General features: G+C 69.8%; 26 protein-coding genes and 1 pseudogene. 17 read left to right on the forward strand and 10 right to left on the reverse strand.

The window, feature by feature from the left end; all coding sequences use genetic code 11:
• The first annotated feature begins 13 nt into the window (after positions 1-13).
• From AMYBE_RS0137000 to AMYBE_RS0137015, 4 genes are all read left to right on the forward strand, one after another.
• Positions 14-775 carry a DUF742 domain-containing protein gene (locus AMYBE_RS0137000; protein ID WP_020664441.1) on the forward strand — a complete coding sequence of 254 codons (762 nt, stop codon included), beginning with the start codon at positions 14-16 and terminating at the stop codon, positions 773-775.
• Positions 756-1361 (forward strand): GTP-binding protein, encoded by a 606-nt coding sequence (locus AMYBE_RS0137005; protein ID WP_020664442.1) that lies wholly within the window; start codon positions 756-758, stop codon positions 1359-1361. Before AMYBE_RS0137000 ends, AMYBE_RS0137005 begins: the two co-directional genes overlap by 20 nt.
• A 452-nt stretch (positions 1362-1813) precedes the next feature.
• Entirely contained in the window at positions 1814-2245 is a 432-nt protein-coding gene (locus AMYBE_RS0137010) for a roadblock/LC7 domain-containing protein (RefSeq protein ID WP_020664443.1), read from the forward strand.
• A gap of 3 nt (positions 2246-2248) precedes the next feature.
• Positions 2249-3244, forward strand: coding sequence for a DUF742 domain-containing protein (locus AMYBE_RS0137015; protein ID WP_020664444.1), 996 nt, complete (start codon positions 2249-2251; stop codon positions 3242-3244).
• A 582-nt stretch (positions 3245-3826) separates the two neighbouring features.
• Here the strand turns inward: AMYBE_RS0137015 and AMYBE_RS0137020 are convergent.
• Positions 3827-5521: pseudogene (locus AMYBE_RS0137020) on the reverse strand (helicase-associated domain-containing protein); the annotation flags it as partial.
• Positions 5522-5613: 92 nt separating this feature from the next.
• Between AMYBE_RS0137020 and AMYBE_RS45285 the strand changes: the two are divergent.
• The 4 genes from AMYBE_RS45285 to AMYBE_RS0137040 all read left to right on the forward strand — a co-directional run bounded on the left by AMYBE_RS45285 (position 5614) and on the right by AMYBE_RS0137040 (position 8823).
• Positions 5614-5790, forward strand: a complete 177-nt coding sequence (locus tag AMYBE_RS45285; RefSeq protein ID WP_020664446.1) for a hypothetical protein — start codon at positions 5614-5616, stop codon at positions 5788-5790.
• A 146-nt stretch (positions 5791-5936) separates the two neighbouring features.
• Complete coding sequence (locus tag AMYBE_RS0137030; RefSeq protein WP_020664447.1) at positions 5937-7331, forward strand: NAD-dependent malic enzyme; 1395 nt, start codon at positions 5937-5939, stop codon at positions 7329-7331.
• 101 nt (positions 7332-7432) lie between these two features.
• Positions 7433-7903, forward strand: coding sequence for a cyclic pyranopterin monophosphate synthase MoaC (gene moaC / locus AMYBE_RS0137035; RefSeq protein WP_027928411.1), 471 nt, complete (start codon positions 7433-7435; stop codon positions 7901-7903).
• The gene (locus AMYBE_RS0137040) at positions 7900-8823 is read left to right on the forward strand and encodes a molybdenum cofactor biosynthesis protein MoaE (RefSeq protein WP_020664449.1); all 924 of its coding nucleotides are present in this window, start codon (positions 7900-7902) and stop codon (positions 8821-8823) included. The genes moaC and AMYBE_RS0137040 overlap by 4 nt, the downstream gene beginning before the upstream one ends.
• A gap of 160 nt (positions 8824-8983) precedes the next feature.
• Here AMYBE_RS0137040 and AMYBE_RS0137045 read toward each other — a convergent pair whose 3' ends face one another.
• From AMYBE_RS0137045 to moaA, 3 genes are all read right to left on the reverse strand, one after another.
• Positions 8984-9604 carry a LysM peptidoglycan-binding domain-containing protein gene (locus tag AMYBE_RS0137045; RefSeq protein ID WP_020664450.1) on the reverse strand — a complete coding sequence of 207 codons (621 nt, stop codon included), beginning with the start codon at positions 9602-9604 and terminating at the stop codon, positions 8984-8986.
• Positions 9605-10492: 888 nt separating this feature from the next.
• A complete protein-coding gene (locus AMYBE_RS0137050; RefSeq protein WP_027928412.1) occupies positions 10493-10744 on the reverse strand; it encodes a MoaD/ThiS family protein in 252 nt (83 codons plus the stop codon).
• Between the two features lie 56 nt (positions 10745-10800).
• A complete protein-coding gene (gene moaA, locus AMYBE_RS0137055) occupies positions 10801-11865 on the reverse strand; it encodes a GTP 3',8-cyclase MoaA (RefSeq protein ID WP_020664452.1) in 1065 nt (354 codons plus the stop codon).
• A gap of 339 nt (positions 11866-12204) precedes the next feature.
• On the opposite strand from moaA, the gene AMYBE_RS0137060 reads away from it, so the two are divergent.
• From AMYBE_RS0137060 to AMYBE_RS0137085, 6 genes are all read left to right on the forward strand, one after another.
• Complete coding sequence (locus AMYBE_RS0137060; protein WP_020664453.1) at positions 12205-12609, forward strand: TOBE domain-containing protein; 405 nt, start codon at positions 12205-12207, stop codon at positions 12607-12609.
• A complete protein-coding gene (gene modA, locus AMYBE_RS0137065) occupies positions 12606-13409 on the forward strand; it encodes a molybdate ABC transporter substrate-binding protein (RefSeq protein ID WP_020664454.1) in 804 nt (267 codons plus the stop codon). Before AMYBE_RS0137060 ends, modA begins: the two co-directional genes overlap by 4 nt.
• Before the next feature lie 55 nt (positions 13410-13464).
• On the forward strand, positions 13465-14232 hold the full coding sequence (locus AMYBE_RS0137070) for an ABC transporter permease (protein WP_027928413.1): 768 nt from the start codon (positions 13465-13467) through the stop codon (positions 14230-14232).
• Complete coding sequence (locus AMYBE_RS0137075; RefSeq protein WP_020664456.1) at positions 14229-15296, forward strand: sulfate/molybdate ABC transporter ATP-binding protein; 1068 nt, start codon at positions 14229-14231, stop codon at positions 15294-15296. The genes AMYBE_RS0137070 and AMYBE_RS0137075 overlap by 4 nt, the downstream gene beginning before the upstream one ends.
• 383 nt (positions 15297-15679) lie before the next feature.
• Positions 15680-16474, forward strand: coding sequence for an HAD-IIA family hydrolase (locus AMYBE_RS0137080; protein WP_020664457.1), 795 nt, complete (start codon positions 15680-15682; stop codon positions 16472-16474).
• Positions 16475-16511: 37 nt separating this feature from the next.
• Positions 16512-17306, forward strand: a complete 795-nt coding sequence (locus AMYBE_RS0137085; protein ID WP_027928414.1) for a metallophosphoesterase family protein — start codon at positions 16512-16514, stop codon at positions 17304-17306.
• 86 nt (positions 17307-17392) lie between these two features.
• On the opposite strand, the gene AMYBE_RS0137090 is transcribed toward AMYBE_RS0137085, so the two are convergent.
• Genes AMYBE_RS0137090 through AMYBE_RS0137100 form a run of 3 tightly spaced genes read right to left on the reverse strand, consistent with a single transcriptional unit; the run spans position 17393 to position 19344 of the window.
• The gene (locus AMYBE_RS0137090) at positions 17393-17767 is read right to left on the reverse strand and encodes a YccF domain-containing protein (RefSeq protein WP_020664459.1); all 375 of its coding nucleotides are present in this window, start codon (positions 17765-17767) and stop codon (positions 17393-17395) included.
• Positions 17767-18537, reverse strand: coding sequence for a PhzF family phenazine biosynthesis protein (locus AMYBE_RS0137095; RefSeq protein ID WP_020664460.1), 771 nt, complete (start codon positions 18535-18537; stop codon positions 17767-17769). Before AMYBE_RS0137095 ends, AMYBE_RS0137090 begins: the two co-directional genes overlap by 1 nt.
• Positions 18538-18594: 57 nt before the next feature.
• Complete coding sequence (locus AMYBE_RS0137100) at positions 18595-19344, reverse strand: ESX secretion-associated protein EspG (RefSeq protein WP_020664461.1); 750 nt, start codon at positions 19342-19344, stop codon at positions 18595-18597.
• A gap of 165 nt (positions 19345-19509) precedes the next feature.
• Between AMYBE_RS0137100 and AMYBE_RS0137105 the strand changes: the two genes are divergently transcribed.
• Complete coding sequence (locus tag AMYBE_RS0137105; protein WP_020664462.1) at positions 19510-21168, forward strand: AMP-binding protein; 1659 nt, start codon at positions 19510-19512, stop codon at positions 21166-21168.
• A gap of 42 nt (positions 21169-21210) precedes the next feature.
• On the opposite strand, the gene AMYBE_RS0137110 is transcribed toward AMYBE_RS0137105, so the two are convergent.
• A complete protein-coding gene (locus AMYBE_RS0137110) occupies positions 21211-22182 on the reverse strand; it encodes a R2-like ligand-binding oxidase (protein ID WP_020664463.1) in 972 nt (323 codons plus the stop codon).
• Entirely contained in the window at positions 22179-22790 is a 612-nt protein-coding gene (locus tag AMYBE_RS0137115; protein WP_020664464.1) for a TetR/AcrR family transcriptional regulator, read from the reverse strand. Before AMYBE_RS0137115 ends, AMYBE_RS0137110 begins: the two co-directional genes overlap by 4 nt.
• 106 nt (positions 22791-22896) lie before the next feature.
• Between AMYBE_RS0137115 and AMYBE_RS0137120 the strand changes: the two genes are divergently transcribed.
• Positions 22897-23517 (forward strand): HAD family hydrolase, encoded by a 621-nt coding sequence (locus AMYBE_RS0137120; RefSeq protein WP_027928415.1) that lies wholly within the window; start codon positions 22897-22899, stop codon positions 23515-23517.
• Between the two features lie 88 nt (positions 23518-23605).
• Here AMYBE_RS0137120 and AMYBE_RS0137125 read toward each other — a convergent pair whose 3' ends face one another.
• The gene (locus tag AMYBE_RS0137125) at positions 23606-23833 is read right to left on the reverse strand and encodes a hypothetical protein (protein ID WP_020664466.1); all 228 of its coding nucleotides are present in this window, start codon (positions 23831-23833) and stop codon (positions 23606-23608) included.
• A gap of 132 nt (positions 23834-23965) precedes the next feature.
• On the opposite strand from AMYBE_RS0137125, the gene AMYBE_RS0137130 reads away from it, so the two are divergent.
• A complete protein-coding gene (locus tag AMYBE_RS0137130; RefSeq protein WP_020664467.1) occupies positions 23966-24352 on the forward strand; it encodes a cold-shock protein in 387 nt (128 codons plus the stop codon).
• Positions 24353-24371 lie beyond the last annotated feature (19 nt).

The following is a 24371-nucleotide window of genomic DNA, read 5'->3' on the forward strand; positions in this document are numbered from 1 at the left end:
ACAGGAGTAAACCGTGGACGACGGGCGCTTGCGCGGCGATGGCCGGCTCGGTGACGAGCACACCGGAGGCTGGGGCGATCGAGACCAGAGCCGGGAGGACTGGAAGTCCTTCCGGGACCGGGTCGACCGCGAATGGCGTTCCCGGGAGGTCCGGGCCGCGGATTCCGAACCGGTGCGCGAACCGCCGAACTGGCTGACCGACTCCAACGCCGGACAACAGCCGGGCATCACCGCGATGCCCGGGTACCGCGAACGGCTGCTCGGCGGCCCCGGCGCGGAACTGTTCGGCGGGGCGAGCGGACCGCTGTACGACTCGGCCGAGTTCGCCGCGTTCAGTGCCGAACGGGACGGCGGGCCGTCGTCGAACGACCTGGCCGCCGCTCTGCCGGCGCAGGCGGCGGGCGAGTACGTGGACGAGCCGGCCGAGGTGGAGACCTCCGGCCTCGTCCGTCCTTACTTCCGCACCCGCGGCCGCACGAAACCGACCTACGACCTCGCGATCGAGGCGCTGGTGTCGACCAGCGAGCAGGGCCGGGTGCTCGACCGGGTCCGCGTGCCGGAGCACCGGTCGATCTGCGACCTGTGCCTGGACACCCGGTCGGTCGCCGAGGTGGCCGCGCTGCTGCGGTTGCCGCTCGGCGTGGTGCGGGTGCTGATTGGTGACGTGGCGGGCCTCGGCCTGGTGCTCGTGCACACGAGCAGCAGCAAGAATTCGGGCGACCGCCCCAGTATCGAGTTCATGGAAAGGGTGCTCAGTGGGCTTCGGAGAATTTGACTCCGACGCGAACACGCCGCAAGCAGGTCCGACCTCGTCGGCCAAGATCGTGGTCGCGGGCGGGTTCGGTTCGGGCAAGACGACGCTGGTCGGGGCGATCTCCGAGATCGACCCGCTGACCACCGAGGCCATGATGACCGAGGCCAGCGTTGGCCACGACGACACGTCGGCCACGCCGAACAAGTCGACCACCACGGTGGCGATGGACTTCGGCCGGCTTTCGCTCGACTCGGACCTCGTGCTGTACGTGTTCGGTACGCCGGGGCAGCACCGGTTCTGGTTCATGTGGGACGACCTCGCGGTCGGCGCGATCGGCGCGGTCGTGCTGGTGGACACGCGCCGGCTGGCCGACGCGTTCCCCTCGATCGACTTCTTCGAGAACCGGAAGCTGCCCTACGTCGTGGCGATTAACTGCTTCGACCGGCTGCTGCACCACCAGATCGAGGACGTGCGGCACGCGCTCACCATCTCGCCGTCGGTGCCGATCATGGCGTGCGACGCGCGGGAGCGGGAATCGGCGAAGCAGGTGCTGATCTCGGTCGTGCAGCACGCGATCGCGCACGACACGGCTTTGCGGGCGGGCTAGCCCCCGCCCGCGGTCCCCGCCGCCTTCCGCGAAGGAGGAACCGCAGACCCAGTCTTCCCGTCCCCCGCCCCCGGCGCGGGTGCGGCCGTTGGAGTGAACTCCACCGGCTTCACCCGCTTCGGGCAGTGGTGCCGCCGACCGGGGGCAGACCGTGGAGCTCTGCCCCTGCCGAGGGGCGCCGGCGAGCCCGATCGGCCGCCGGACCAGCGGTGACCTGCGCGGACATCCCACTGCGCACGGTGCCCGTTGCCACCACCGAGTGACCCGCGAATGCGTGGTTGTGCATGCGTTCGCGCGTTGTCGCCACCGGCAGACACGTACGGTGCCCGGACGCACGCTCGACACGACCGGGCGCGTGAATACGCTGGAGCGGCGTCTCCGCCTCGCGGCCAGGCCCCACGGCCTGCCGGGAGGAGCGGACGCACGGCAGCGTTCGACAGCTTGGAGGGACAGTGACCGATTCCGGCCGGTCAGCGGACCAGGGCACGTTCAGCTGGCTGATCTCGGATTTCGTGCGCCGGGTCCCGGGCGCGGCGCACGCCGTGCTGGTGTCGGCGGACGGCCTGATGCTCGCGCCGTCGGAGGGACTGCCGCAGGACCGGGCCGAGCAGCTGTCGGCGGTGGCGTCCGGGCTGGTCAGCCTGACCCAGGGGGCGGCGCGCTGCTTCGAGGCGGGCGGCGTGAACCAGACCGTGGTGGAGATGGAACTCGGGTACCTGTTCCTGATGTCGGTCTCCGACGGGTCCAGCCTCGCGGTGCTGGCCGCACCCACCTGCGACATCGGAACGGTGGCTTACGAGATGACGTTGCTGGTCGAACGGGTCGGCGAACAGATCACGCCGGAGCTGCGCGCGCAGCTGCAGGGCGGCGGGGTGCTGGGGTAGCGGATGAAGATCTCCGGATTCGGCGAACAGGAGACCGGCGCCTGGGACGCCTTGCACAAAGGGACGGAACGCGAGTCGTTCGACTCGCCCAGCCGCTTCGACATGAGCACGTTGGGCGTTCGGTTGCCGCACCGGCAGCCGCGTCCGGCCGCTCCGCCTCCGGCTCGGCCCGTTCCTCCGCCGGCTTCGCGGGCGGCCCAGGCTCCGGCCCCGGTGGCGCCGCGGCCGGTCGCGCCGGTGCTGCCGCCGCCCGCTCCGGTGCGGGAAGAGTCGTGGGACGACGGGTACGAGTGGGTCGAGGACGGCGAGTCCGGTTACTGGGAGGAACCCGCGCCGGCGGCTTCGGCAGGTCAGCCGGCGGTGCGTGACCCGTATTCGTTCGACGAGTACGCCGGGTCGCCGGGTCCGGAGGATCGGGCGGTGCCGGAGGGGTCGGCGTATCAGCGGCGGCCGGCCGACGAGGAGCGGCGCAGCCGGCACGCGCTGGAGGATCCGTACGAGACGGACCGGTTCTCCGCGGAGTCTCGAAACGCCTATGCGGAGGAGCGGTACGCCGACGGCGAGCCCGCCGCGGGGGCGTCCGACCTGGATCAGTTCTGGTCCGGGACGGAATCGGAGCCGGTGCCGGAGCCGGTTCGACCCGAGCCGCCGACGCAGCCGACCAAGTCTCGGGTGCGGCCGTACGCGCGCACTCGTGGACGGACCCGGTCGGACCACAACCTCGCGCTGGAGGCGTTGGTTTCCACCAGCGACGAAGGCCGTCGGTATCGCGGAGTGCGCTCGATCGAGCATCGGCGGATTTGCGATCTTTGCCTGGAAACCCGGTCGGTCGCGGAGATCGCCGCGCACCTGCACTTGCCGTTGGGCGTGGTGAAGGTGCTGGTGGGGGACATGGCGGATATCGGACTGGTGCTGCTGCACCAGACTGAGCTGATCCTGGGGGATCGGTCTTCGCGGGAGTTCATGGAGCGGGTTTTGCAGGGGCTGCGGCGGCTCTGAGCCGGGTTCTTGATGTCGTGAAGGACGGTCGCCCGGTCAGTCTTCGACGAGCGCGGCGGAAGTGATGCGGTGCAACGGGTACCGCTCGTTGTTGGCGCCTTCCAGGACGCCGCCGCCGACTCGCATCGGGCGTACTACCCGTTGACTGGCCGTGCCCCGGGAGTCCACGAACCCGATCCACACTTCCCGTTGTTCCAGTGTGGCGCGGGAAAGCAGGTCCAGGGTCGCGGTGGTGTCGGCACCGCCGCCGCCTGGTGCGCGGACGGTCGACCCGCGTCGTCGTGCGGCCGCTTGATCGCCCGCGCGCAGGTTCGACACGATTCGTGCGGTCTGTTCGTCGGTCAGCACTGCCTGTTCGCCTGCGCGCGGGCGCGCTGCTCGGGCTCGTGCGGGAAGCCGTCGTCCGGTGGGGCGCAGATCTACGACGCGGCCGTCCGGGCCTTCCGCGGCAGGGGCGAAACCCGCGCTGCGCAAGGCTTCCAGTACTTCGCCGAGCGGCGCGGAGCTGATCAGGACCGTCGGCGCGATCAGGCGTAAGTCGTACTCCGCGGCTACCGGGTGGGCGAGTACTTCGGCAAGCAGGGCCTCGTCGTCGCAGCGCAGGAACGAACCCGCGGCACCGCCGCGGAGGCGGCCGTGGCGGCGGGCTACGTCGTCGATCAGGTAGGTCAGCCCCTGCGGTACCGGGGTCGCCGACTTGTCGCGGAACATCGCGTGCAGTTCGTCGGCGGTTCGGCCAGTGTCCAGTGCGCGGCGGACGGACTGCTCGGTGATGCGGTAAACCGTTGCGTGGCCAGCGGATTCGACATTCGCGACCGCGGCCATCTCCGCCGCCAGCTCGGGTTCCAACGGGCCGGGTGCGACCACGGTGAGGTCGGCTTGCACCAGCACGTGACCGATCGGCGCGGGCAGGGCGTCGTGCATTGCTTCGACGGCGCCGGTGCGGTCCTCTTCCAGCAGCAGCCGGGTCGCGGTGGTGAGGCTGCCCAACCCGATCAGGCCCAGCGCGGTGGCCTCGTTCATGGTCCAGCGCACGGTCTCGTCGCGCAGCCGGCCGCCTCGGCGAGGGGCGCGCCAAGCCAGCACGGCAACCAGTTCGTCCGGGCTTTTCACGCCGGTGCCCGGGTTCAGTTCGGCCAGCGCGAGCAGCACTCGCCGCCGGGAGACGGGGGCGAGCGGACGGCGAAGTTCCTCGGACAGCGGAGCGATCGGCTTGTCTTTCGCGTCCCGTCCGCCGGCCAGGCCGGGCAGGCGCGGCAGTTCCAGCCAGGCTTGCGCCAGCGTCATCCAGCGTTGCACCGACGGCGACGCGAGCCAGCTGTCGGTCAGCATCGTCGGCACCCACTCGGGAGCGGTGTTTTCGCTGTCCGCGACGAGTCCCGCGCCGACGACCAGTTCGGCGAGCAAGGTCGCCCGGGTCTCGTCCACTTCGAGATCCTTGGCCAGCTTCTTCAGCTCGCGTACGCCGAGCCCGCCGGACTTGAGCACCGGAGGCGGCGAGTCCGACCAGGCGCGCAGCAGCGATTCCGTCTGCCGCAGCAGTTCCATCGCCTCGCCGGCCGCCGTGGTGTCCACAGTGTCCGTCCGATGTGGATTGACCGGCAGCTCGGGTTCGGTCAGCGCCGAGGGATCGAAGGCGAGGCCGCCGCGCAGCAGGAGGCCGAGTTCGCGGGGGAGCTCGACCGTCTGGTCGTCGCGCCGCAGCAGCAGGCCGCGGGCGAGCAGCTTCTGCACTGGGGTCGCCGCGTCGGACAGCGAGACGTCGAAGCTCGCGTCGCGGGTGCGGCCGATCGGCGGGCCGGCCGCCAGTGCGGTGAGCACGGCCCGCTCGTCGTCGCCGACCTCGGCGAGCCGGGCGTCTATGTCGGTGGCGGCCAGCGCGGGTGACGAGGCACCGAGCCCGGCCGGGTAGGGGCCGAGCGCGTCCCGGGCGGCCGGCGGCACGCGCAGCTCCTCGGCGGACCCCCAGACGAGGATCCGGGACCGCAGCCGGGCGAGCGGGGCGTCGATGTCGCGGCCGATCAGCGCGGTCACCGCGGACGACGGCACCGGATCGGTGTCGGCGCCGGCCACCAGCAGTGCGTCGAGCACCGCCAGGGTGAACGTGTCCAGGTCTTCGCAGGCTCGTGCGACCGACCCCGGCGTGCCGGCGCGGGTGGCGAGCACGGTGGTGTCGGACGGGGGCGGCGTGGACAGATCGCGCCGCGTGCGCAGCAGCTCGGCGAGCGCGTCGTCGGACTCCGCACGCAGCCAGTCCGCCAGGGAGGTCGCGGGCATAGACGTCCAGGATACCGGGCGGGTGCGCGCGCACGTCCGGCGTTCAGGCAGACTGTGTGCGAGTTAGCCGGACGAGGGCCTCGGAGGAAGCAGTGGCGAAGGGCGAAAAGACCAAGGGCATCGACCCCACTTGGCCGGGCGAGCCGGGCGAGCACCCGGTCACCGAGCTGTCCTCGGACCGGCAGGGCGCGCTTTCGCCCTTCGGCGATGTGACCTTCCCGCTCGACACGGTGCCCTACACGCACCCGGAGACCGAGATCAACCGCTGACCTGCGTCCGCTCGCGGGTAGCCGCTCCGCCGGGTGCCCGCGAGCGCGAAGTTACTGGTCAGTCACCCGGTTGGGGTGAGGTGGCGCGGGTCACCGGACTAGATTCGGACCCGTCTGAACCACCTCACCAGCGGGGAGTACGAGTCATGCCGGTTCCCGGTCCCGGGTATTCGATCACCGTCCGGGTCGAGGCCCCGGCTTCGTCCTCGGCCGCGGGCGACCTGACCACCGCGGTCGGCCGCGTCGGCGGCGTGCTGACGGCGTTCGACGTCGTCGAGTCGCACGCGGACATGATCGTGGTCGACATCAGCGCCAACGCGCTCTCGGAGAACCACGCGCAGGACATCACCCAGGCGCTCGAAACGCTGCCCGGCGTCCGCGTGCGCAAGGTGTCGGACCGGACGTTCCTGATCCACCTCGGCGGCAAGATCGAGGTCAGCCCCAAGGTCGCGCTCCGCAACCGCGACGACCTCTCCCGTGCCTACACCCCGGGCGTCGCCCGCGTGTGCCAGGCGATCGCCGCGAACCCGGAGGACGCGCGCCGGCTGACCATCAAGCGCAATACCGTCGCGGTGCTCACCGACGGTTCCGCGGTGCTCGGCCTCGGCAACATCGGCCCGGCCGCCGCGCTGCCGGTGATGGAAGGCAAGGCGGCGCTGTTCAAGAAGTTCGCCGGCGTCGACGCCTGGCCGGTCTGCCTGGACACCCAGGACACCGAAGAGATCATCATGATCGCGAAGGCGCTGGCCCCGGTTTACGGGGGCATCAACCTGGAAGACATCGCCGCGCCGCGCTGCTTCGAGATCGAGAAGCGGCTGCGCGAATCGCTGGACATCCCGGTGTTCCACGACGACCAGCACGGGACCGCGATCGTGGTGGTCGCCGCGCTGCGCAACGCGCTGCGCGTGGTCGGGAAAAACATCGAGGACTGCAAGATCGTGCTCAGCGGGGTCGGCGCGGCCGGCTCGGCGATCATCCGGCTGCTGCTGCGCAAGAACCCGGGCGACATCGTGGCGGCCGACATCGACGGCATCGTCTACCCGGACCGCGGCAACCTCGACGAGAACCTGACCTGGATCGCCGAGCACACGAACAAGGAGCGCCAGTCCGGCACCCTGCACGACGCGCTGGTCGGCGCGGACGTCTTCATCGGCGTCTCCGCCCCGAACCTGTTCGGGGCCGAGCAGGTCGCCACGATGAAGGACGACGCGGTCGTCTTCGCGCTGGCCAACCCGGACCCGGAGATCGACCCGCTGGAGGCGCAGAAGCACGCCGCGGTGGTCGCGACCGGCCGAAGCGACTTCCCGAACCAGATCAACAACGTGCTCGCGTTCCCGGGCGTATTCCGCGGCCTGCTCGACGCGGCGGCGAACAACATCGACGATTCCATGCTGCTGGCCGCTTCCGACGCGATCGCCGACGTGGTGGACAACGGCAAGCTCAACGCGTCGTTCATCGTCCCCAGCGTGTTCGACAACGCGGTCGCCCCGGCGGTCGCGGAAGCGGTGCGCAAGGCGGTGCGGGCGGAACGCGCCGGCTGACCCAGCCTCGTTCCATCCGTGAAGGGCTCCTTGAAGGAATCAGATTCCCTCAAGGAGCCCTTCACGGACTCTGGGCGAAGTTGCGCAGTAGCCTCGCGGTCGTGAGTGAACTCAGCCACGTAGACGAATCCGGCGCCGCCCGGATGGTCGACGTCTCGGAGAAGACGGCGTCGAAGCGCACCGCGCTGGCCGGCGGGACGGTCCACACCACCGAAGAGGTGGTCGGTCTCCTGTCCGCCAACGGCCTGCCCAAGGGCGACGCGCTGGCGACCGCGCGGATCGCCGGGATCATGGGCGCCAAGCGGGTGCCCGAGCTGATCCCGCTGTGCCACCAGATCGCGCTGTCCGGCGTCAAGGTGGAGTTCGAGCTGGACGGGGCCGCCGTGCACATCAGCGCGACGGCCAAGACCACCGACGTCACCGGCGTCGAGATGGAGGCGCTCACCGCGGTCGCGGTCGCCGGGCTCACCCTGCACGACATGATCAAGGCCGTCGACCCGGCGGCGACGCTCGACAACGTGCGGCTGATCCGCAAGGACGGCGGCAAGACCGGGACCTGGGAGCGGCCATGACCAGCACGGCACGCGTCATCGTCGCGTCCAATCGCGCCGCGCGAGGCGTCTACGAGGACAAGACCGGGCCGGTGCTCGTCTCCTGGCTGGCTGAGCGGGGCTACGAGGTGCCCGCGCCGGTCGTCGTCGAGGACGGCGACCCGGTCGGCCTGGCGCTGCGGGCGGCGGTGGCGGACGGCGTCCAGGTGATCCTGACGACCGGCGGCACCGGCATCTCGCCGACCGACCGGACCCCGGACGTCACGCGCGCGGTGCTCGACTACGAGCTGCCCGGCGTCGCGGACGCGATCCGGGCGGCCGGGTTGCCGAAAGTGCCCACCGCGGTGCTGTCCCGCGGCGTGGCCGGGGTCGCCGGGCGGACCCTGGTGGTGAACCTGCCGGGGTCGAGCGGCGGCGTGAAGGACGGTTTGCGGGTCCTGACCGACATCCTGGACCACGCGGTGGACCAGCTCGCCGGCGGCGACCACCCGCGCGAGGCCGCCCCCGCCGGTCCGCCGGTCCGGATCCTGCGCGCGGACGTGAGCGACCAGCCGCTGTCGGTCGAGGAACACGCGCGGCTGGTGGAGGACGAGGCCGCGGGGGCGGTGGTGACGTTTTCCGGCGTGGTGCGCGACCACGACGGCGGCAAGGGCGTGCGCGATCTGACTTACGAAGGCCACCCGACGGCGCGGGACGTGCTCGCCGAGGTGGTCGAGGACCTGGCGGCGCGCTGGAAGGGCGTACGCGCGGTGGCCGTGAGCCATCGCGTCGGTCCGCTGACGATCGGCGACGTCGCGCTCGCCTGCGCGGTCGCCGCCGAGCATCGTGGCCAGGCGTTCACCGCGTGTGCGGAGCTGGTCGACGAGGTGAAGGCGCGGCTTCCGGTGTGGAAGCACCAGCACTTCACCGACGGCACCGACGAATGGGTCAACTCGCCCTGATCCGCTCGGGAGCGGCCGGACCGGTTCTCACCGGCGCGGCCACTCACCAGGTTGGAGACGACGAAAGGCCCCACCGCCAGGGGATTGACGCGGTGGGGCCTTTCGGGCGTTCAGTCACAGCAGCAGCTGCGCCGGAACCCGCCTCACGAGGAGGCTCGGGTCACTTGGTGGCGAGCTTCTGGCCGACGACGATGAAGTTCGCGTTCGGCACGTACTGCTTGTTCAGGTCCTGCAGCTTCTGGTAGCCGCCCTGGATGTTGTGCTCCTTGGCGATCTTCGAGAGTGTGTCGCCCGCGACGACGGTGTAGTCGCCGTTCGGGTTCGATCCCGCGACCGCGGCCACCTGCTGGGTGACCTCCTTCTTCGGAGCGGTCACCTGCTTCTTGACCGACTTGGTGCTCTGCTTCGGGGTCGACTGGTGCGCGGAGGCGGCGCTGCCGCCCTTCTTGCCGCACACCGGCCAGGCGCCAATGCCCTGGCCCTGGAGAACGCGCTCGGCAACCGCGATCTGCTGGTCACGCGACGCGCCCTGCGGGCTGCCGGTGCCGCCGTAGGCCTTCCAGGTGCTCTGCGTGAACTGCAGGCCGCCGTAGTAGCCGTTTCCGGTGCTGGTGCTCCAGTTGCCGCCGCTCTCGCACTGCGCGATGGCGTCCCAGTTGGTCGCCGACGCGGGGGTCGCGGCGATCGCGAGGGGGGCGCCGACCGCGATACCCGCGACTGCGACACGGGCGATGGTGCGGGTGGCAGCGGACATCTTGCGGTGCTTGCCTCGGTAAGACATCTGAAACTTCTCGATTCCTGCGCCTGCGAGCTTCGCTGCGGGTCGGGTTGGGAGCCCGTCCGCCCGTTGCCGGGCGGCTGACGCGGACGGCGCACGACGCGCTGTCTTCGTCCCCTCGTCCCTGTCCGGAAATGCTTTCGCTCGGGGTATGGGTCCGGGATCCGTCGGACAGGGCTCGGCGCTACGGATTCCCGGTGTTGCTTGGTTGGTCGGGGCCAACCGAAAAGCGACGGTACGTAATGAGCGCCGTGATCGGAAATTATTCGGGCTGTGACCTACGTCACAGTAGCGGCACGCAACCTCGTTCGATCGCCTTGTTTATGCAGGTCAGAGCGTCGTTATCTGCCCGTTTTCTTGCCGAGATATTTCACGGATCGTGAGGCTTGGATCACGTCGATAAGGCGTCAGGGGTCCATTCGCGCCGGTTAAGCGCGGGCACCCTAAACCACTCGTCGATCAGTCCGCCACTGCAGCTGGAGTGGTTCTTTGAGCAGCTGGAATACGCCGTGAGCGAAACGCTTCGGAGAGTAGGGATAAAGAGTAATGGCCGCTCAGCGCGCGTATGCCGCCATTTGGCGTGGTCCGGACCAGATGGCCGGACAGGCCGGGGAAGTCGGTCTGTGCGGCGCTCAGCCGGGAGAACGGCGGATGAACGCAAGGGGTCGGCCGCGAGGGCTGGCAGGACGCTGCACGGCAGGCAAAAGTCACTGAGCGTGCACGGCACATTACTTAGAGCTTGCCGCGGGTCGTGCGCGCCGGACGGTCCGCTGGTCGGTCCGTGAAGGACCCCTTGAGGGAATCCAAGTCCCTGAAAGGGCCCTTCACGGACATCCGCCGTCGGCGAGGGCACCGGGCAGAGCCAGTTGTCGGCGAACAAACCGGGCGGATTCAGCCGCCGGCGAACGGCGGCAGCACGTCCAGCCGTGCTCCGTCGCTGAGCGCACGGCCGCGATCGCGCACCGCGACCTCGTTGACCAGGAAACTGGCAGCGTCGAGCACCCGGGACAGCCCGCCGGGGTGCAGCGCCCGCAGCGCCTCGATGGCGTTCGCCACGGTGGCGCCGTTCGCCAGCTCCACCTTCTCCTCTTCGGTACCGGCTGCGGCGCGGGCCGAGGCGAAGTACCGGACGACGACCGTCATCGACGAAGAGGTCGCCGCGGTGGCGGCCGGGGCCGGCGGGGAAGGGATGGTCATGCTCAACCGCCGATCGCGCTCATCGGCCGGATCGGCTGCGCGAACCCGGCCTCGTTGATCTCGTGGCCCGCGAGCTTGCCCCACATCGTGGCCCGCCACGCGTCCGCCACCTCTTCATCGCGCGCGCCCGCGCGCACGAGGGCGCGCAGGTCCGTCTCGTCGTTCGAGAACAGGCAAGACCGGACGGCGCCGTCCGCGGTCAGCCGGGTGCGCTCGCACGCGGAGCAGAACGGCCGGGTCACCGACGCGATCACGCCGACGTCGCCCGGGCCGCCGTCGACCAGCCAGCGTTCGGCGGGCGCGCCGCCGCGCGGGGCCGGGAACGGGGCCAGTTCGAACTCCTCGCCGAGCATCGCCAGGATCTCCTCGGCGGTGATCATGTCGCGGCGATTCCAGCCGTGCTGCGCGTCCAGCGGCATCTGCTCGATGAACCGCAGGTGGTAGCCCTCTTCCAGGCAGAACCGCAGCAGCGGCACCGCCTCGTGCTCGTTGTATCCGCGCATCAGCACGGAGTTGACCTTCACCGGAGACAGGCCGGCGTCGCGCGCGGCGGCCAGCCCGGCCAGCACGTGCGGCAGCCGGTCGCGGCGGGTCAGCTCGGCGAACCGCTCGCGGTCGATGGTGTCCAGCGAGACGTTGATCCGGTCCAGTCCGGCCGCCACCAGGCCAGGCGCGCGCTTGGCCAGCCCGATCCCGTTGGTGGTCATCGACACCCGGGGCCGCGGTTCGAGCGCGGTGACCCGCTCGATGATCCGCTCCAGGCCGGGTCGCAGGAGCGGTTCGCCGCCGGTCAGCCGGATGTCGGTGACGCCGAGCGTTTCGACCGCGATCCGCATCAGCCGGATCAGCTCGTCGTCGGTGAGCACCTGGTCGTTCGGCATCCAGTCGAGGCCCTCGGCCGGCATGCAGTAGGTGCAGCGCAGGTTGCACCGGTCGGTCAGGGAGACCCGGAGGTCGGTCGCGACCCGGCCGAAGGAATCGACGAGTCCTGGGTGCTCGGGCCGGGGCGTGCCGGACGTGCCTCGGTTGCCGGGGACACGAGGAAACCCGAGATCTACTGCCGTCATTGTGCTCAGGATAGCCCGCCCAGGCCGAAAAGGCAGGCTCGCGCAAACCAGAAAATTGCCCACGGTTCCGGTACCGCCGCTCTCGGTGAGCGCCGGGGCGGCGCACTCTTCGCGGCGGAGCAGTGAGATGACTCACTTCGCGAGATATTTCCGCAGTTCAGGCGGTGGGTGAAGGTCCTTGCCGCGGATCGGATCCAGTGCCGGCCGGAAGGGTCCGCCGAGCCCGATTCCGAGGAGCGGAAAGTGTTCGCCGGTTATCTGCGCGCAATGGCCGAAGCGTTACCGAAGAATAGGCATCGCGGATGGCTTTTCCGCATCTGCGGAGATAATGTTCCGGCCATGCCGCAATTTCGGTTGTCCGAGGCCGCCCGGCTGCTCGGCGTCAGCGACGACACGGTCCGCCGGTGGGTGCGCGCGGGCCAGTTGACCACCACTGACGACGCCGCCGGCCGCAAGGTGGTCGACGGTGCCCAGCTCGCCGCGTTCGCCCGGAACCAGGCCGCCGGCCCGGACGATCCGTCGGCGGTCGGTCGCTCCGCCCGCAATCGCTTCGTCGGGCTCGTCACCGAGGTCGTCGCCGACAAGGTGATGGCTCAGGTCGAGCTGCAGTGCGGGGCGCACCGAGTCGTGTCACTCATGAGCACCGAGGCGGTTCGCGAACTCGGGCTGCGCCCGGGCGTGCTCGCGGTCGCCGTGGTCAAGGCGACCACCGTCGTGGTGGAAACCCCGGAAGGATCCAGATGAAGAAGCTCGCCCTCGCCGTCGCCGGAACCGCGGCGATCGCGCTGACCGCCGGCGCCTGCAGCTCCAGCGACGAGCCCAGCACCGGCTCCGGTCCGGGGACCGCGGCTGTCCCGGCTCCGTCGAGCGGCACGCTGACGGTGTTCGCCGCCGCCTCGCTCACCGAGTCGTTCAACGCGCTGGGCAAGCAGTTCGAGGCCGCGCACCCGGGCGTCAAGGTCACCTTCGACTACGAAGGGTCCTCGGCGCTGGTGCAGAAGCTGGACAACGGGGCCAAGGCCGACGTGTTCGCCTCGGCCGACCAGAAGAACATGGACAAGGCCAGCCAGGACGGCGTGCTCGACGGCCAGCCCACTGTGTTCGCCACGAACAAGCTCGCCATCGCGGTCGCCAAGGGCAACCCGAAGGGCATCAAGACCTTCGCGGATCTGGTCAAGCCAGGCCTCAACGTGGTGGTGTGCGCGCAGCAGGTGCCGTGTGGTTCGGCGACCCAGAAGGTCGAGCAGACCACCGGCACCCAGCTCAAGCCGGTGAGCGAGGAGACCAACGTCAAGCAGGTGCTGGCCAAGGTCCAGTCCGGCGACGCGGACGCCGGCCTGGTGTACGTCACCGACGCGACCTCGGCCGCGGGCAAGGTGGACAAGGTCGACTTCCCGGAGGCGTCCGGCGCGGTCAACCAGTACCCGATCGCGGTCGTGAAGAACGCCCCGCAGGCGGCGCTGGCCAAGCAGTTCACCGACTTCGTCCTCGGCCCGCAGGGCAAGGCCGAGCTGGCCAAGATCGGGTTCGGCGCTGGCAAGTAAGGCGCGCTCGGGCGCGGCGGCCGACAATCGGTCGCCGCACGCCCGGGTGCCGCTGATCCTCTGGTTCCCCGCCGTCGTCGCGCTCGCGCTCGTCGTCCTGCCGGTGGTCGGCCTGCTGGTCCGATCTGACCTCGGCCGGCTGCCGTCGCTGCTGGTCACGCCGTCCTCGCTGAGCGCGTTGCGGCTTTCCCTGACCACCGCCGCACTGTCCACGCTCGCCTGCGTGCTGCTCGGCGTGCCACTGGCGGTCGTGCTGGCCCGGTCCCGGGTGCGCGGCGTCCGGCTGCTGCGTTCGGTGGTGCTGCTGCCGCTCGTGCTGCCACCGGTGGTCGGCGGACTGGCCCTGCTGTATCTGTTGGGCCGCAAAGGTTTCCTCGGGATGCTGATCACTTGGCTGAGCGGCGAGCAGGTGCCGTTCACGACCGCCGCGGTGGTGATCGCGCAGACCTTCGTCGCGATGCCGTTTCTCGTGGTCAGTCTCGAAGGCGCGCTGCGCGGTTCGGGTGACCGCTACGAGCAGGTCGCCTCGACGCTTGGCGCCCGCCCATGGACGGTGTTCCGCCGGGTGACGCTGCCGTTGCTGCTGCCGGCGCTCGGCTCCGGCGTGGTCTTGAGCTTCGCTCGTGCGCTCGGCGAGTTCGGCGCGACCATCACGTTCGCGGGCAGCCTGGAAGGGGTAACGCGGACTTTGCCGTTGGAGGTCTACACGCAGGCCGAAGTGGACATCGACAGTGCGGTCGCCTTGTCCCTGCTGCTGATCGTGGTGGCGCTCGTCGTGATCGCCGTCGCGCGGCCGCGTTCATGGGAAGGCGGTTTGCGGTGAGCCTTGCCGCCCGGATCGAGGCCGTCCGCGGCTCGTTCGAACTGTCCGTGTCGCTCGACGTGCCCACCGGGAAAGTGCTGGCACTGCTCGGCCCGAACGGCTCGGGCAAGTCGACCGTGCTGGGCTGCCTGTCCGGGCTGATCACGCCGGCCTCGGCGGAGATCACGGTAGCCGGGCGGGAACTGGCCGGGGTCCCGCCGCACCGCCGCGGGATCGGGCTGCTGTCGCAGGACGCGCTGCTGTTCCCGCACCTCTCGGCAGCGGACAACGTCGCCTTTTCGCCGCGTGCCACCGGATCCAGTCGCACCGCGGCGCGGGAACGGGCCCTGCACTGGCTGGCCGAAGTGGACGCTGCCGACCTCGCCGACCGGCGGCCCGGGCAGCTGTCCGGCGGACAGGCGCAGCGCGTCGCGATCGCCCGTGCGCTGGCGGCCGAACCGGATCTGCTGCTGCTGGACGAACCGTTCGCCGCCCTCGACGTCGATGCCGCACCGGCGATCCGCGGCCTGTTGCGGCGGGTGCTCAAAACCGGCCCGACCACGGTGCTCGTCACGCATGATCCGCTGGACGCGCTCGCGCTCGCCGACCACGTCGCGGTGATGAACGACGGCCGGATCGTCGAACGCGGCCTGACCCGTGCGGTGCTTTCGGCACCACGGACGGCGTTCACCGCGCGGATCGCGGGCCTCAACCTCGTCGCCGGCACTGCGGTCGAGGAGGGGCTGCGGACCGCTTCGGGTGAGGTGGTGTCGGGTATCCCGACCCCGGACGTCGTGCTGGGGGAGCCCGCGGTGGCAGTGTTCGCGCCGAACGCCGTGGCGGTCTATCCGCACGACGGCGAGCATCGCGGCAGCCCGCGCAATACGGCGGACGCGGTGATCGCGGCGATCGAGCCGCACGGCCCGGTGATTCGTGTCCGCGCTGAGGCCGACGGCTGGGCGCGCGGCTTGACCGCCGACCTCACCCCGGCCGCGGTCGCCGAACTCGCCCTGGAGCCCGGTTCGGCGGTGACGTTGTCGGTGAAGGCCGCGACCGTCGCGGTACACCCGGCCGCGACCACCTGACCTGGGCGCGCCTGCTCCTGCGCCCGCGCCCGCTCCGCCCGCTCGCGGGCCCTGAGTCCGTGAGGGGCCCCTTGGGGGAATCTGGGTCTGTGAGGGGCCCCTTGCGGGAATCTGCGTCCGTGAAGGGCCCCTTGTGGGCGGGCGGCAGCGGCGGCGGCCAGCGGGAACTTTCCGTCGATGTGGTTCAACCACGGAATCCGCTGTCTCTTGCCGCTGCGCCGGTCGATCGCCGGCCCCGGGAAATGTCCGGCGTGCGTCCACAATGCACTCGGCCGCAATGGCGAGTGCGGTCGCTGATCGCGGCGTCGGAAATTACTGCGGCAGCCCATTTTCGAGGCCCACGCAGGCAGCTCGCGTGCCTGCGCGCGTGGTAGGTTCCGCCCATGAGCGAAGGCCGGTGGACGTATCTCTCCGACATGGACGGCGTCCTGGTACGCGAGGAGCATCTGGTTCCCGGCGCGGACGAGTTCCTCGCCGAGTTGCGGAACAACCAGATCGACTTCCTGGTGCTCACCAACAATTCGATCTACACCCCGCGTGACCTGCGTGCGCGACTGCAGCGCACCGGGCTGGACATCCCCGAGGAAGCGATCTGGACCTCGGCTCTGGCCACCGCGAAGTTCCTCGACTCGCAGCGGCCGAACGGCACCGCGTTCGTGATCGGCGAGGCCGGGCTGACCACGGCGCTGCACGAGGTCGGCTATGTGCTGACCGAGCGCGACCCGGACTACGTGGTGCTCGGCGAGACCCGGACCTACAGCTTCAGTTCGATCACCAACGCGATCCGGCTGATCGAGAAGGGCGCGAAGTTCATCGCGACCAACCCGGACGCCACCGGCCCGAGCGTCGAGGGATCGATGCCGGCCACTGGTTCGGTCGCCGCGCTGATCGAGAAGGCCACCGGCCGCTCGCCGTATTACGTCGGCAAGCCCAACCCGCTGATGATGCGGTCCGCGCTGCGCCGGCTCGGTGCGCACTCGGAATCCACGCTGATGATCGGCGACCGGATGGACACCGACGTGCACTCCGGGATCGAGGCCGGGCTGCAGACGATCCTCGTGCTTACCGGCATCTCGAACGAGGAATCGGTGGAGAACTACCCGTACCGGCCGACCAAGGTGATCGGCTCGGTGGCAGACCTGATCGGGCGAACGCTCGACCCGTTCGGCGAAGGCTGACCGGCCACCGCCCGGGAGCAGGGCATATCGTCGAACAATGAGCGTCTATGTGGTGGGCGACGTCCACGGGCACCGCGACGCCCTCGTCGACGCGTTGCGGGCCGAGGGCCTGGTCGACGGCGACGGCAAGTGGACCGGGGCGGACGACCGGCTGTGGTTCCTCGGTGACTTCACCGACCGCGGCCCGGACGGCGTCGGCGTGATCGATCTGGTGCGTGAACTGCAGGAGCAGGCCGCCGATGCAGGTGGATCCGTGCAAATGCTGCTCGGCAACCACGAAATTCTGCTGCTCGGCATGTACCACTTCGGCGATCGCCCGGTCCCGTCCGACTTCGGCCCGCGCAGCTTCGCCCGCAGCTGGGAGATCAACGGCGGCCTGCTGTCGGATCAGGACCGGCTGACCCCCGAGCACATCGAGTGGCTCACCGAGCGCCCGCTGGCGGCGGTCGACGAGGACCACCTGCTGCTGCACTCGGACACCCTCGAGTACCTCGACTGGGGCGAGAGCATCGAGGCGATCAACGAGACCGCGCGCGGGATCCTGTCCGGCAGCAACATCGAGGACTGGTGGGACATCTGGCGCCGGATGACCACCCGGTACGCCTTCCGGGGCCCGGACGGCGAGGAGAACGCCCAGCGCCTGCTGGACGCACTGGGCGGGTCGCGGATCGTGCACGGGCACAGCGTGATCGCCGACCAGCTGGGGATCCACCCGACGCAGATCGAGGGGCCGTATCTCTACGCCGGGGGCAAGGCGCTGGGCATCGACGGCGGGCTGTTCGTGGGCGGGCCTTGTCTCGTCGTGAAGCTGCCGTTCGAGCCGGAGGATTAACCCGAGTTCGCCGGGCGGCCATGAGCGGTGGCGGATGCTGGCTCCGCCAAAGCCCGCTCGGGTGACGCGGCCGCCAGTGCCGCGCGTCAGCGCAACTCCACGATCTCCTTGCCCAGCGGCATCAGCGACACCGGGATCATTTTGAAGTTCGCCAGCCCGAGCGGGATGCCGATGATCGTGATGCACAACAGCACGCCGCTGATCAGGTGCCCGATGCTCAGCCACAATCCGGCGAAAATGAACCAGATGACATTGCCCAGGAACGATCCGACCCCGGCGTCGCGCCGGTCGACCACGGTCCGGCCGAACGGCCACAGTGCGTAGTGCGCGATCCGGAACGACGCGATGCCGAACGGAATCGTGACGATCAGGACGCAGCAGACAACGCCGGCGACCAGATAGCCCAAGGCCATCCAGAATCCGGACAGCACCAGCCAGACGACGTTGAGAATCAAGCGCATCAGACGTACAACTCCCCGCTCACCACAGTGACGGCCTGCCCGCGCAGCAGCACGCGGTCGCCTCGGATCTCGGTTCGGACCGTGCCCTGGCGGGCGGAAACCTGGGTTCCGACCAGATTCGTCTTGCCCGATCGCTCGGCCCAGTACGGGGCCAGCGAACAATGCGCCGACCCGGTCACCGGGTCCTCGTCCACGCCGACGCCGGGACCGAAGAACCGGCTGACGAAGTCCTCGCCCTCGGCGGTGACGATGAGCCGTCCGGTCCAGGTGGCGCGGAGGGCGTCCAGATCGGGCCGCAGATCGCGCACGGCCTCGGCGCTCTCCAGCTCGGCGAAGAGGTTTTCCCGGGCGCGGCCGGTGAAGGTCGCGGGCGTGCCGTTGAGCAGGTGAGAGAGGTCTTCGCCGGTCTCGACGGGCGGGTCGGACGGGAAGTCCATCTCGATCCAGCCGTCCGCCTTGGTGCAGGTGAGCTGGCCGCTGAGAGTGTCGTAGACCTGGTGCCCGCCGAGCACATGCGTGACGGCGATGGTGGCGTGGCCGCACAGCGCGACCTCGTCGGTCGGGGTGAACCAGCGGAGCGGCTTGACGGCGGACCCGTCGTCGACCACGAAGGCCGTCTCGGAATGCTTCATCTCGGCGGCGACTTGCTGCATCCACGCGGCCTCGGCGGGCCGGTCGAGGACGACCACGCCGGCCGGATTGCCGGAAAACGCCTGGTCGGTGAAGGCGTCGACCAGATGGAACTGGACGCTGCTGGCACTCGGATCCATGACAGCGATCCTGCCGCGCCGAGCGGGGACCCGGCATCGGGGATTAGCCCTGAATTCTCAGCGCACGCCCTCTTCGATCGTCTCCAGCAGCCACCGCCGCAGATGTGCCCCGGTGGACGGCGTGAAGTGCAGCCGGAAGCCGCCGTCCGGCAGGGGGTCGGAGAACGTCAGGTACCGGCCGCCGTCGGTGTCTGCGAAGGTCGCCGTCGAGACCGGGCGCAGGGTGCCTCGGCCGGGACGCAGCGAGAGTTCCACCGTGCCGTGCCGGTGCAGCGGCCACTGCGAGTATCCGGCCAGCGCGTCCACGTCCCGCTTCGACGGCTTCGGCGGTACCTCCGGCGCGCCGGGCGCGCGCCGCGGCGGCGGGGGCTGGGTGATCGCGACTGGGGGGACCGGCAGTGCCGGGTAGTCCGGGAACATGCTCAGCAGCAGGTCCACCAGCCGCTCGGGGCGGGACTGCCGGAAGCGGATGCCGTCTTCGATCTGCTCCGAGAACACGCCAAGGCCCTCGCCGATGCAGGCTCGGTACAGCACTGTTCCAGCCGGCAGTTCGGCCGCGCGCACGATGATCAGCACGTCCGGCTTGGTCCAGGCGCGCAGCGTCGCCTCGACGTCCCGGTCGAGTTTGTCGGCTTCGGCCAGGCCGCGGCCGCGCATCGCCGCCCACGCCTGTTCCGACAGCCGTTTGTGTTCGGTCATCGTCGCGCCCGCGCTGCGGATCTCGAATGGATGCCACGCCGCGGGCAGTCCGCTGCGCTGCACCGCGACGTCGGTCTCGGTCCAGCTCAGCGAGAATTCCTCTGGCAACGTCCCGGTCCCCTCGTGCGCGAATCTGCCGGCACCGAGCGTAGCGGAATCCGCACCGGGATCAGCCGATCGCGACGTGCGGACACCCCACAACGAGGGTGGCGGCGGGGTCCGAAATCGGACTTAGACTCAGGCCAGTCGAAGAAGACCGCCACGGGAGGCACCATGCCTGACGCCCCAGCTCTGCCCAGTTACGCCTCCGGGACGTCCACCGTCCCTCTCCTTGGCGACACGATCGGGGACAATTTCGATCGCACGGTCGCGGCGTTCGGCGATCGGGACGCGCTCGTCGACTGCGAGGCCGGTGCCCGCTGGAGCTACCGTGAACTGGCCGCCGAGGTCGACACCCTCGCGCACGGGCTGCTCGCGTCCGGCATCGGCAAGGGCGACCGCGTCGGGATCTGGTCGCCCAACCGGGCGGAGTGGACGTTCCTGCAATACGCGACGGCGAAGATCGGCGCGATCCTGGTCAACATCAACCCGGCCTACCGGTCGCACGAACTGCAGTACGTGCTGAACCAGGCGGGCATCCGGATGCTGGTCGCCGCGGACCAGTTCAAGACCTCGGACTACGCGGCGATGATCGAGGAGGTCCGGCCGAACTGCCCGGGCGTCGAGGCGGTCGTGCTGCTCGGCACTGGCTCCTGGACCGCGCTGATGGAGTCCGGCCGCGACGGCGACCCGGAGCGGCTGCGGCAGCTGCAGGCCGCGCTGTCCTCGGACGACCCGATCAACATCCAGTACACGTCCGGCACCACTGGCTTCCCCAAGGGCGCCACCCTCAGCCACCACAACATCCTCAACAACGGCTACTTCGTCGGGGAGCTGTGCAACTACACCGAGGAGGACCGGGTCTGCATCCCGGTGCCCTTCTACCACTGTTTCGGCATGGTGATGGGCAACCTCGCGTGCACCAGCCGCGGGGCGGCCATGATCATCCCGGCGCCTGCGTTCGACCCGAAGGCCACCCTCGCCGCGGTCGCCGCCGAACGCTGCACCTCGCTCTACGGCGTGCCGACGATGTTCATCGCCGAGCTGAACCACCCGGACTTCGAGACCTTCGACCTGTCCTCGCTGCGCACCGGCATCATGGCCGGCTCGCCGTGCCCGGTCGAGGTGATGAAGCAGGTCATCGACCGGATGGGGATGACCGAGGTGTCCATTTGCTACGGCATGACCGAGACGTCGCCGGTGTCCACCCAGACCCGCGCGGACGATTCGGTGGAGCGCCGGGTGTCCACCGTCGGCCGGACCGGGCCGCACCTGGAGTCCAAAGTGGTCGATCCGGAGACCGGGCTGACCGTGCCCCGGGGCACCCCCGGCGAGCTGTGCACGCGCGGCTACTCGGTGATGCTCGGCTACTGGGAGGAACCGGAGAAGACCGCCGAAGCGATCGACGCCGCGCGCTGGATGCACACCGGTGATCTCGCGGTGATGGACGACGAGGGCTACGTCAACATCACCGGCCGGATCAAGGACATGGTGATCCGCGGCGGCGAGAACATCTACCCGCGCGAGATCGAGGAATTCCTCTACACCCACCCGGACGTGCTGGACGCGCAGGTGATCGGCGTGCCGGACGTCAAGTACGGCGAGGAACTGATGGCGTGGGTCCGGATGCGCGAAGGCGCGCAGCCGCTGACCGCGGAATCCGTGCGCGAGTTCTGCCAGGGCAAACTCGCGCACTACAAGATCCCGCGCTACCTCCACGTCGTCGAGGAATTCCCGATGACGGTGACCGGCAAGGTGCGCAAGGTCGAAATGCGCCAGCAGGCGGTGACCCTGCTCGGGCTGGAGGAGGCGGCCGCACAGAAGCACGCGTGACCGGGCGGCGGCCGTCCACTGTGGACGGCCGCCGGCACCGGGTCAGGCCGAAGCCGCCGCCGCGGCCTCGGCGAGCGCCTTCGCGTCCTCTTCGCCGAAGGTGTCCTCCAGCTGTTCCGGCGAGTAGTCGAGGTCGATCTGCTCGACCGGCGTGCCGCGCGCGGATTCGATGGCGCCGAGCCGGCGCTGGGCGCGGTCGGCGGCGTACTGGATCAGTTCCTCCGGGTCGTTGTCGAACGGGACCTCTTCGAACTGGTCCTGCACCCACTGGATCATGCCCAGTGCGTGCGGCAGCAGTTCGCCCATCCGCTCCTGGACCGCGTCCCACATCGCGTCGTCCGCGGCGACATGCCGTCGGCAGGTGAAGGTGCCCCAGGCCATGTGGCGGCGCTCGTCGTCGCCGATGCGACGGACCAGTTCCTGCATGCCCGGCAGGATCTGGTTCTGCGTGCAGATCAGCTGCCACGAGTAGTAGCCGGTGAGGGCGAGGCTGCCTTCGATGACGTGGTTGTAGGTGACGCTCGCGCGGATCTGGTTGAGCGGGCTGGGATCGTTCTCCAGCGCACGCAGCGACTGCGGCAGCTCTTCGTAGAAAAGCTTGCGGTAGTGCGGGTTCTCCGCGACGTAGGAGTGCAGGTCGTCGTCCAGTCCTACCGCGTCCATCCAGCGCCGGAAGACCTCGACGTGCTTGGCTTCCTCGAAGCAGAACTGCGTCAGGTACATCTCGTCGCCGAACCGGCCGGTGGCCGACATCGCCCGCATGAACGGCTGGATGTCCTCGGTGACCGCCTCTTCGCCCGCGATGAACTGGGCGACGAGGTAGGTGGTGGAACGTTGTTGTTCCGGGGTCAGGCTTTCCCAGCCTTCGCGTTCCTGGCTGAAGTCCAGGTCCGCCGGGTTCCAGAACTTCTTGTTGCCCTTGACGAACAGGCGCAACGGGAACGAGTCCCAGTTCAGCCCGCCCTTGCGCAGCGAGGAGAATCCGCTGCGCAGCTCCGGAAGCGTGTCGGTCATGACTGGCCCTCTCGTTTCACTCCATTGTGGACGAATTGGTCGATGGCGGGGGCGAGCACCGCGAGGATCGAATCCGCGGCCTCGGCGGCGGAATGCGTCGGCAGCACCAGGTGGCTGAGCGACAGCCGGACCACCGTTTCGGCGAGCAGCGCAGCGTTTTCCGTGGTGAGCCGGGGCTCCAGCTCGAGGTACTGCTGTGCCGCGAGATCGGCGGACGCGGTGAGGATCGGCTCGCCGCGAGAGGTCAGCAGGGGCAGCAGATCCTCGCCGGCCTCGGTGCCGAGCGCCGCCGCGATCAGCCGGTTCTCGCGCGCGTGCTCGATCGTGTAGACGACCGCGCCGCGGATGCCCGCGAGCAGGTTTTCCGCGGCCTCGAACCGGCAGCGGATGCCGTCGAGGAATTCGGCCGCGGTGCGCAACGCGACGGCCTGGGTGAGCGCCGCCTTGCTGCCGAACTCGTTGTAGACGGTCTGCCGGCTGACCCCGGCCTGGGCGGCCACGTCGGCCATCCGCAGGCCCTGGTGGCCGTGGTCGGGGAGCAGGTCCGCGGCCGCGTCGAGCAGCGACTCGCGGAGGGAGGCTTTGGTCCGCTCGGTGAAGCTGGTCACACCCCGAGCTTGACACAGGATGATTCTGTGTCAAGCAGCTTTACCTGGATGGTGCACGTGTACAGCCATTGCCGGAATTGTCGGAGCGAACCGTTACCGTGTGGCGGTGGGCATCACGGTGGGCTTCGACCTCGACATGACTTTGATCGATCCACGGCCGGGCATGGCCGCGGTGATGAACGCGCTGGGCGTGGAGACCGGCCTGCCGCTGGACGGCGAAGCGTTCGCGTCGAACCTCGGCCCGCCCCTGGACCAGGCCCTGCGCGAGTTCGGTGCACCGGAGGACCGGCTGGTCGAACTCGTCGCGCGGTTCCGCGAGCTGTACCCGACGGTCGTGGTGCCCAGCACGGTCGCGCTGCCGGGTGCGGCGGAATCGCTGCGGGCGGTACGCGCGGTCGGCGGGCGGACGCTGGTGGTGACCGGGAAATACGGGCCGAACGCGCAGTTGCACGTGGACGCGCTGGGGTTCGAGGTGGACGAGCTGGTAGGCGAGCTGTGGTCCACGAACAAGGCCGGCGCGCTGATGGAGTTCGGGGCGCGGGCTTACGTGGGCGACCACCTCGGCGATGTACGCGGCGCACGGGCGGCGGGGGCGGTTTCGGTGGCAGTGGCCACCGGGCCGTGCACGCGGCAGGAACTGGCGGAGGAAGGGGCGGACGTGGTGTTCGCTTCGCTGACCGAGTTCCCGGAGTGGTTCGCGGAGACGTTCGTGGGGACGGTGGCGTAGCGGCTGACCTGGCTGCGCGGGAGCGGAGGCGGTGCCGTTCCCGCGTCCGGCGCAGCCGAGCGGCCGCCGCTCGGCGGGAAGTCGCAGGTCAGCCGTGCTTGCCCGCGCGGGCCTCCTGAATCAGCGCGATCAGACCGAGCAGCAGCCCGATCGGCGTGACCACTCCGGCCACCGCGCTCAGCCAGACCGGCAGGTTCTCCAGCCCGGCGGCGAACAGCACGAACACCGTGACCACCGCGATCATGCCGATGGCGAACAAACCGATGCCGAGCCGCATCAGGATCGGTTTGCCGGTGTGCTTCGCTGCGTTTTCCATGGACAAGAGGATATCCGGACTATCCGCTTCTCCCCAGCGGCTGTGGCGAGATACGCTTGACGGACGCGCGCCTCGGGTTCGCCCGGGGCGCGTTCGTTGTGACCTGCACAAGCAGAAGGACTGGTGAGGGAAGTGCCGACCGGCAAGGTCAAGTGGTACGACACGGAGAAGGGGTTCGGTTTCGTCACGCAAGATGGCGGTGCCGACGTCTACATCCGCAAGGCCGCGCTGCCGAAGGGCGTCGAGGGCCTGAAGGCCGGGCAGCGGCTCGAGTTCGGCGTAGCCGACGGCCGGCGCGGGCCGCAGGCGCTTTCCGTCCGGCTGCTGGACCCGCCGCCGTCGCTTGCCGAGGCTCGGCGGCGGCCGGCGGAGGAGCTGCACGGTCTGATCGAGGACATGATCAAGCTGCTGGAGCTGAAGGTCCAGCCGGACCTGCGACGCGACCGCTACCCGGATCGTAAGCACACCAAGCAGATCGCGGAGATCATGCGGGCGGTCGCCCGGGACCTCGATCCCTGATCCGCGACCGGCACCGGCT

This window comes from Amycolatopsis benzoatilytica AK 16/65 (genome assembly GCF_000383915.1).
GTDB classification, from domain to species: Bacteria; Actinomycetota; Actinomycetes; order Mycobacteriales; family Pseudonocardiaceae; genus Amycolatopsis; species Amycolatopsis benzoatilytica.

What these genes read in the sequence shown, in the direction of transcription:
- AMYBE_RS0137080 (WP_020664457.1), top strand. Translation starts at nt 15,680, where the DNA reads ATGAGCGAAGGCCGGTGGACGTATCTCTCCGACATGGACGGCGTCCTG.
- AMYBE_RS0137095 (WP_020664460.1), bottom strand. Translation starts at nt 18,537, where the DNA reads ATGGATCCGAGTGCCAGCAGCGTCCAGTTCCATCTGGTCGACGCCTTC.
- AMYBE_RS0137045 (WP_020664450.1), bottom strand. Translation starts at nt 9,604, where the DNA reads ATGTCTTACCGAGGCAAGCACCGCAAGATGTCCGCTGCCACCCGCACC.
- AMYBE_RS0137040 (WP_020664449.1), top strand. Translation starts at nt 7,900, where the DNA reads ATGACCAGCACGGCACGCGTCATCGTCGCGTCCAATCGCGCCGCGCGA.
- AMYBE_RS0137030 (WP_020664447.1), top strand. Translation starts at nt 5,937, where the DNA reads ATGCCGGTTCCCGGTCCCGGGTATTCGATCACCGTCCGGGTCGAGGCC.
- AMYBE_RS0137050 (WP_027928412.1), bottom strand. Translation starts at nt 10,744, where the DNA reads ATGACGGTCGTCGTCCGGTACTTCGCCTCGGCCCGCGCCGCAGCCGGT.
- AMYBE_RS0137105 (WP_020664462.1), top strand. Translation starts at nt 19,510, where the DNA reads ATGCCTGACGCCCCAGCTCTGCCCAGTTACGCCTCCGGGACGTCCACC.
- modA (WP_020664454.1), top strand. Translation starts at nt 12,606, where the DNA reads ATGAAGAAGCTCGCCCTCGCCGTCGCCGGAACCGCGGCGATCGCGCTG.
- AMYBE_RS0137110 (WP_020664463.1), bottom strand. Translation starts at nt 22,182, where the DNA reads ATGACCGACACGCTTCCGGAGCTGCGCAGCGGATTCTCCTCGCTGCGC.
- AMYBE_RS0137060 (WP_020664453.1), top strand. Translation starts at nt 12,205, where the DNA reads ATGCCGCAATTTCGGTTGTCCGAGGCCGCCCGGCTGCTCGGCGTCAGC.
- AMYBE_RS0137125 (WP_020664466.1), bottom strand. Translation starts at nt 23,833, where the DNA reads ATGGAAAACGCAGCGAAGCACACCGGCAAACCGATCCTGATGCGGCTC.
- AMYBE_RS0137015 (WP_020664444.1), top strand. Translation starts at nt 2,249, where the DNA reads ATGAAGATCTCCGGATTCGGCGAACAGGAGACCGGCGCCTGGGACGCC.
- AMYBE_RS0137090 (WP_020664459.1), bottom strand. Translation starts at nt 17,767, where the DNA reads ATGCGCTTGATTCTCAACGTCGTCTGGCTGGTGCTGTCCGGATTCTGG.
- moaA (WP_020664452.1), bottom strand. Translation starts at nt 11,865, where the DNA reads ATGACGGCAGTAGATCTCGGGTTTCCTCGTGTCCCCGGCAACCGAGGC.
- AMYBE_RS0137085 (WP_027928414.1), top strand. Translation starts at nt 16,512, where the DNA reads ATGAGCGTCTATGTGGTGGGCGACGTCCACGGGCACCGCGACGCCCTC.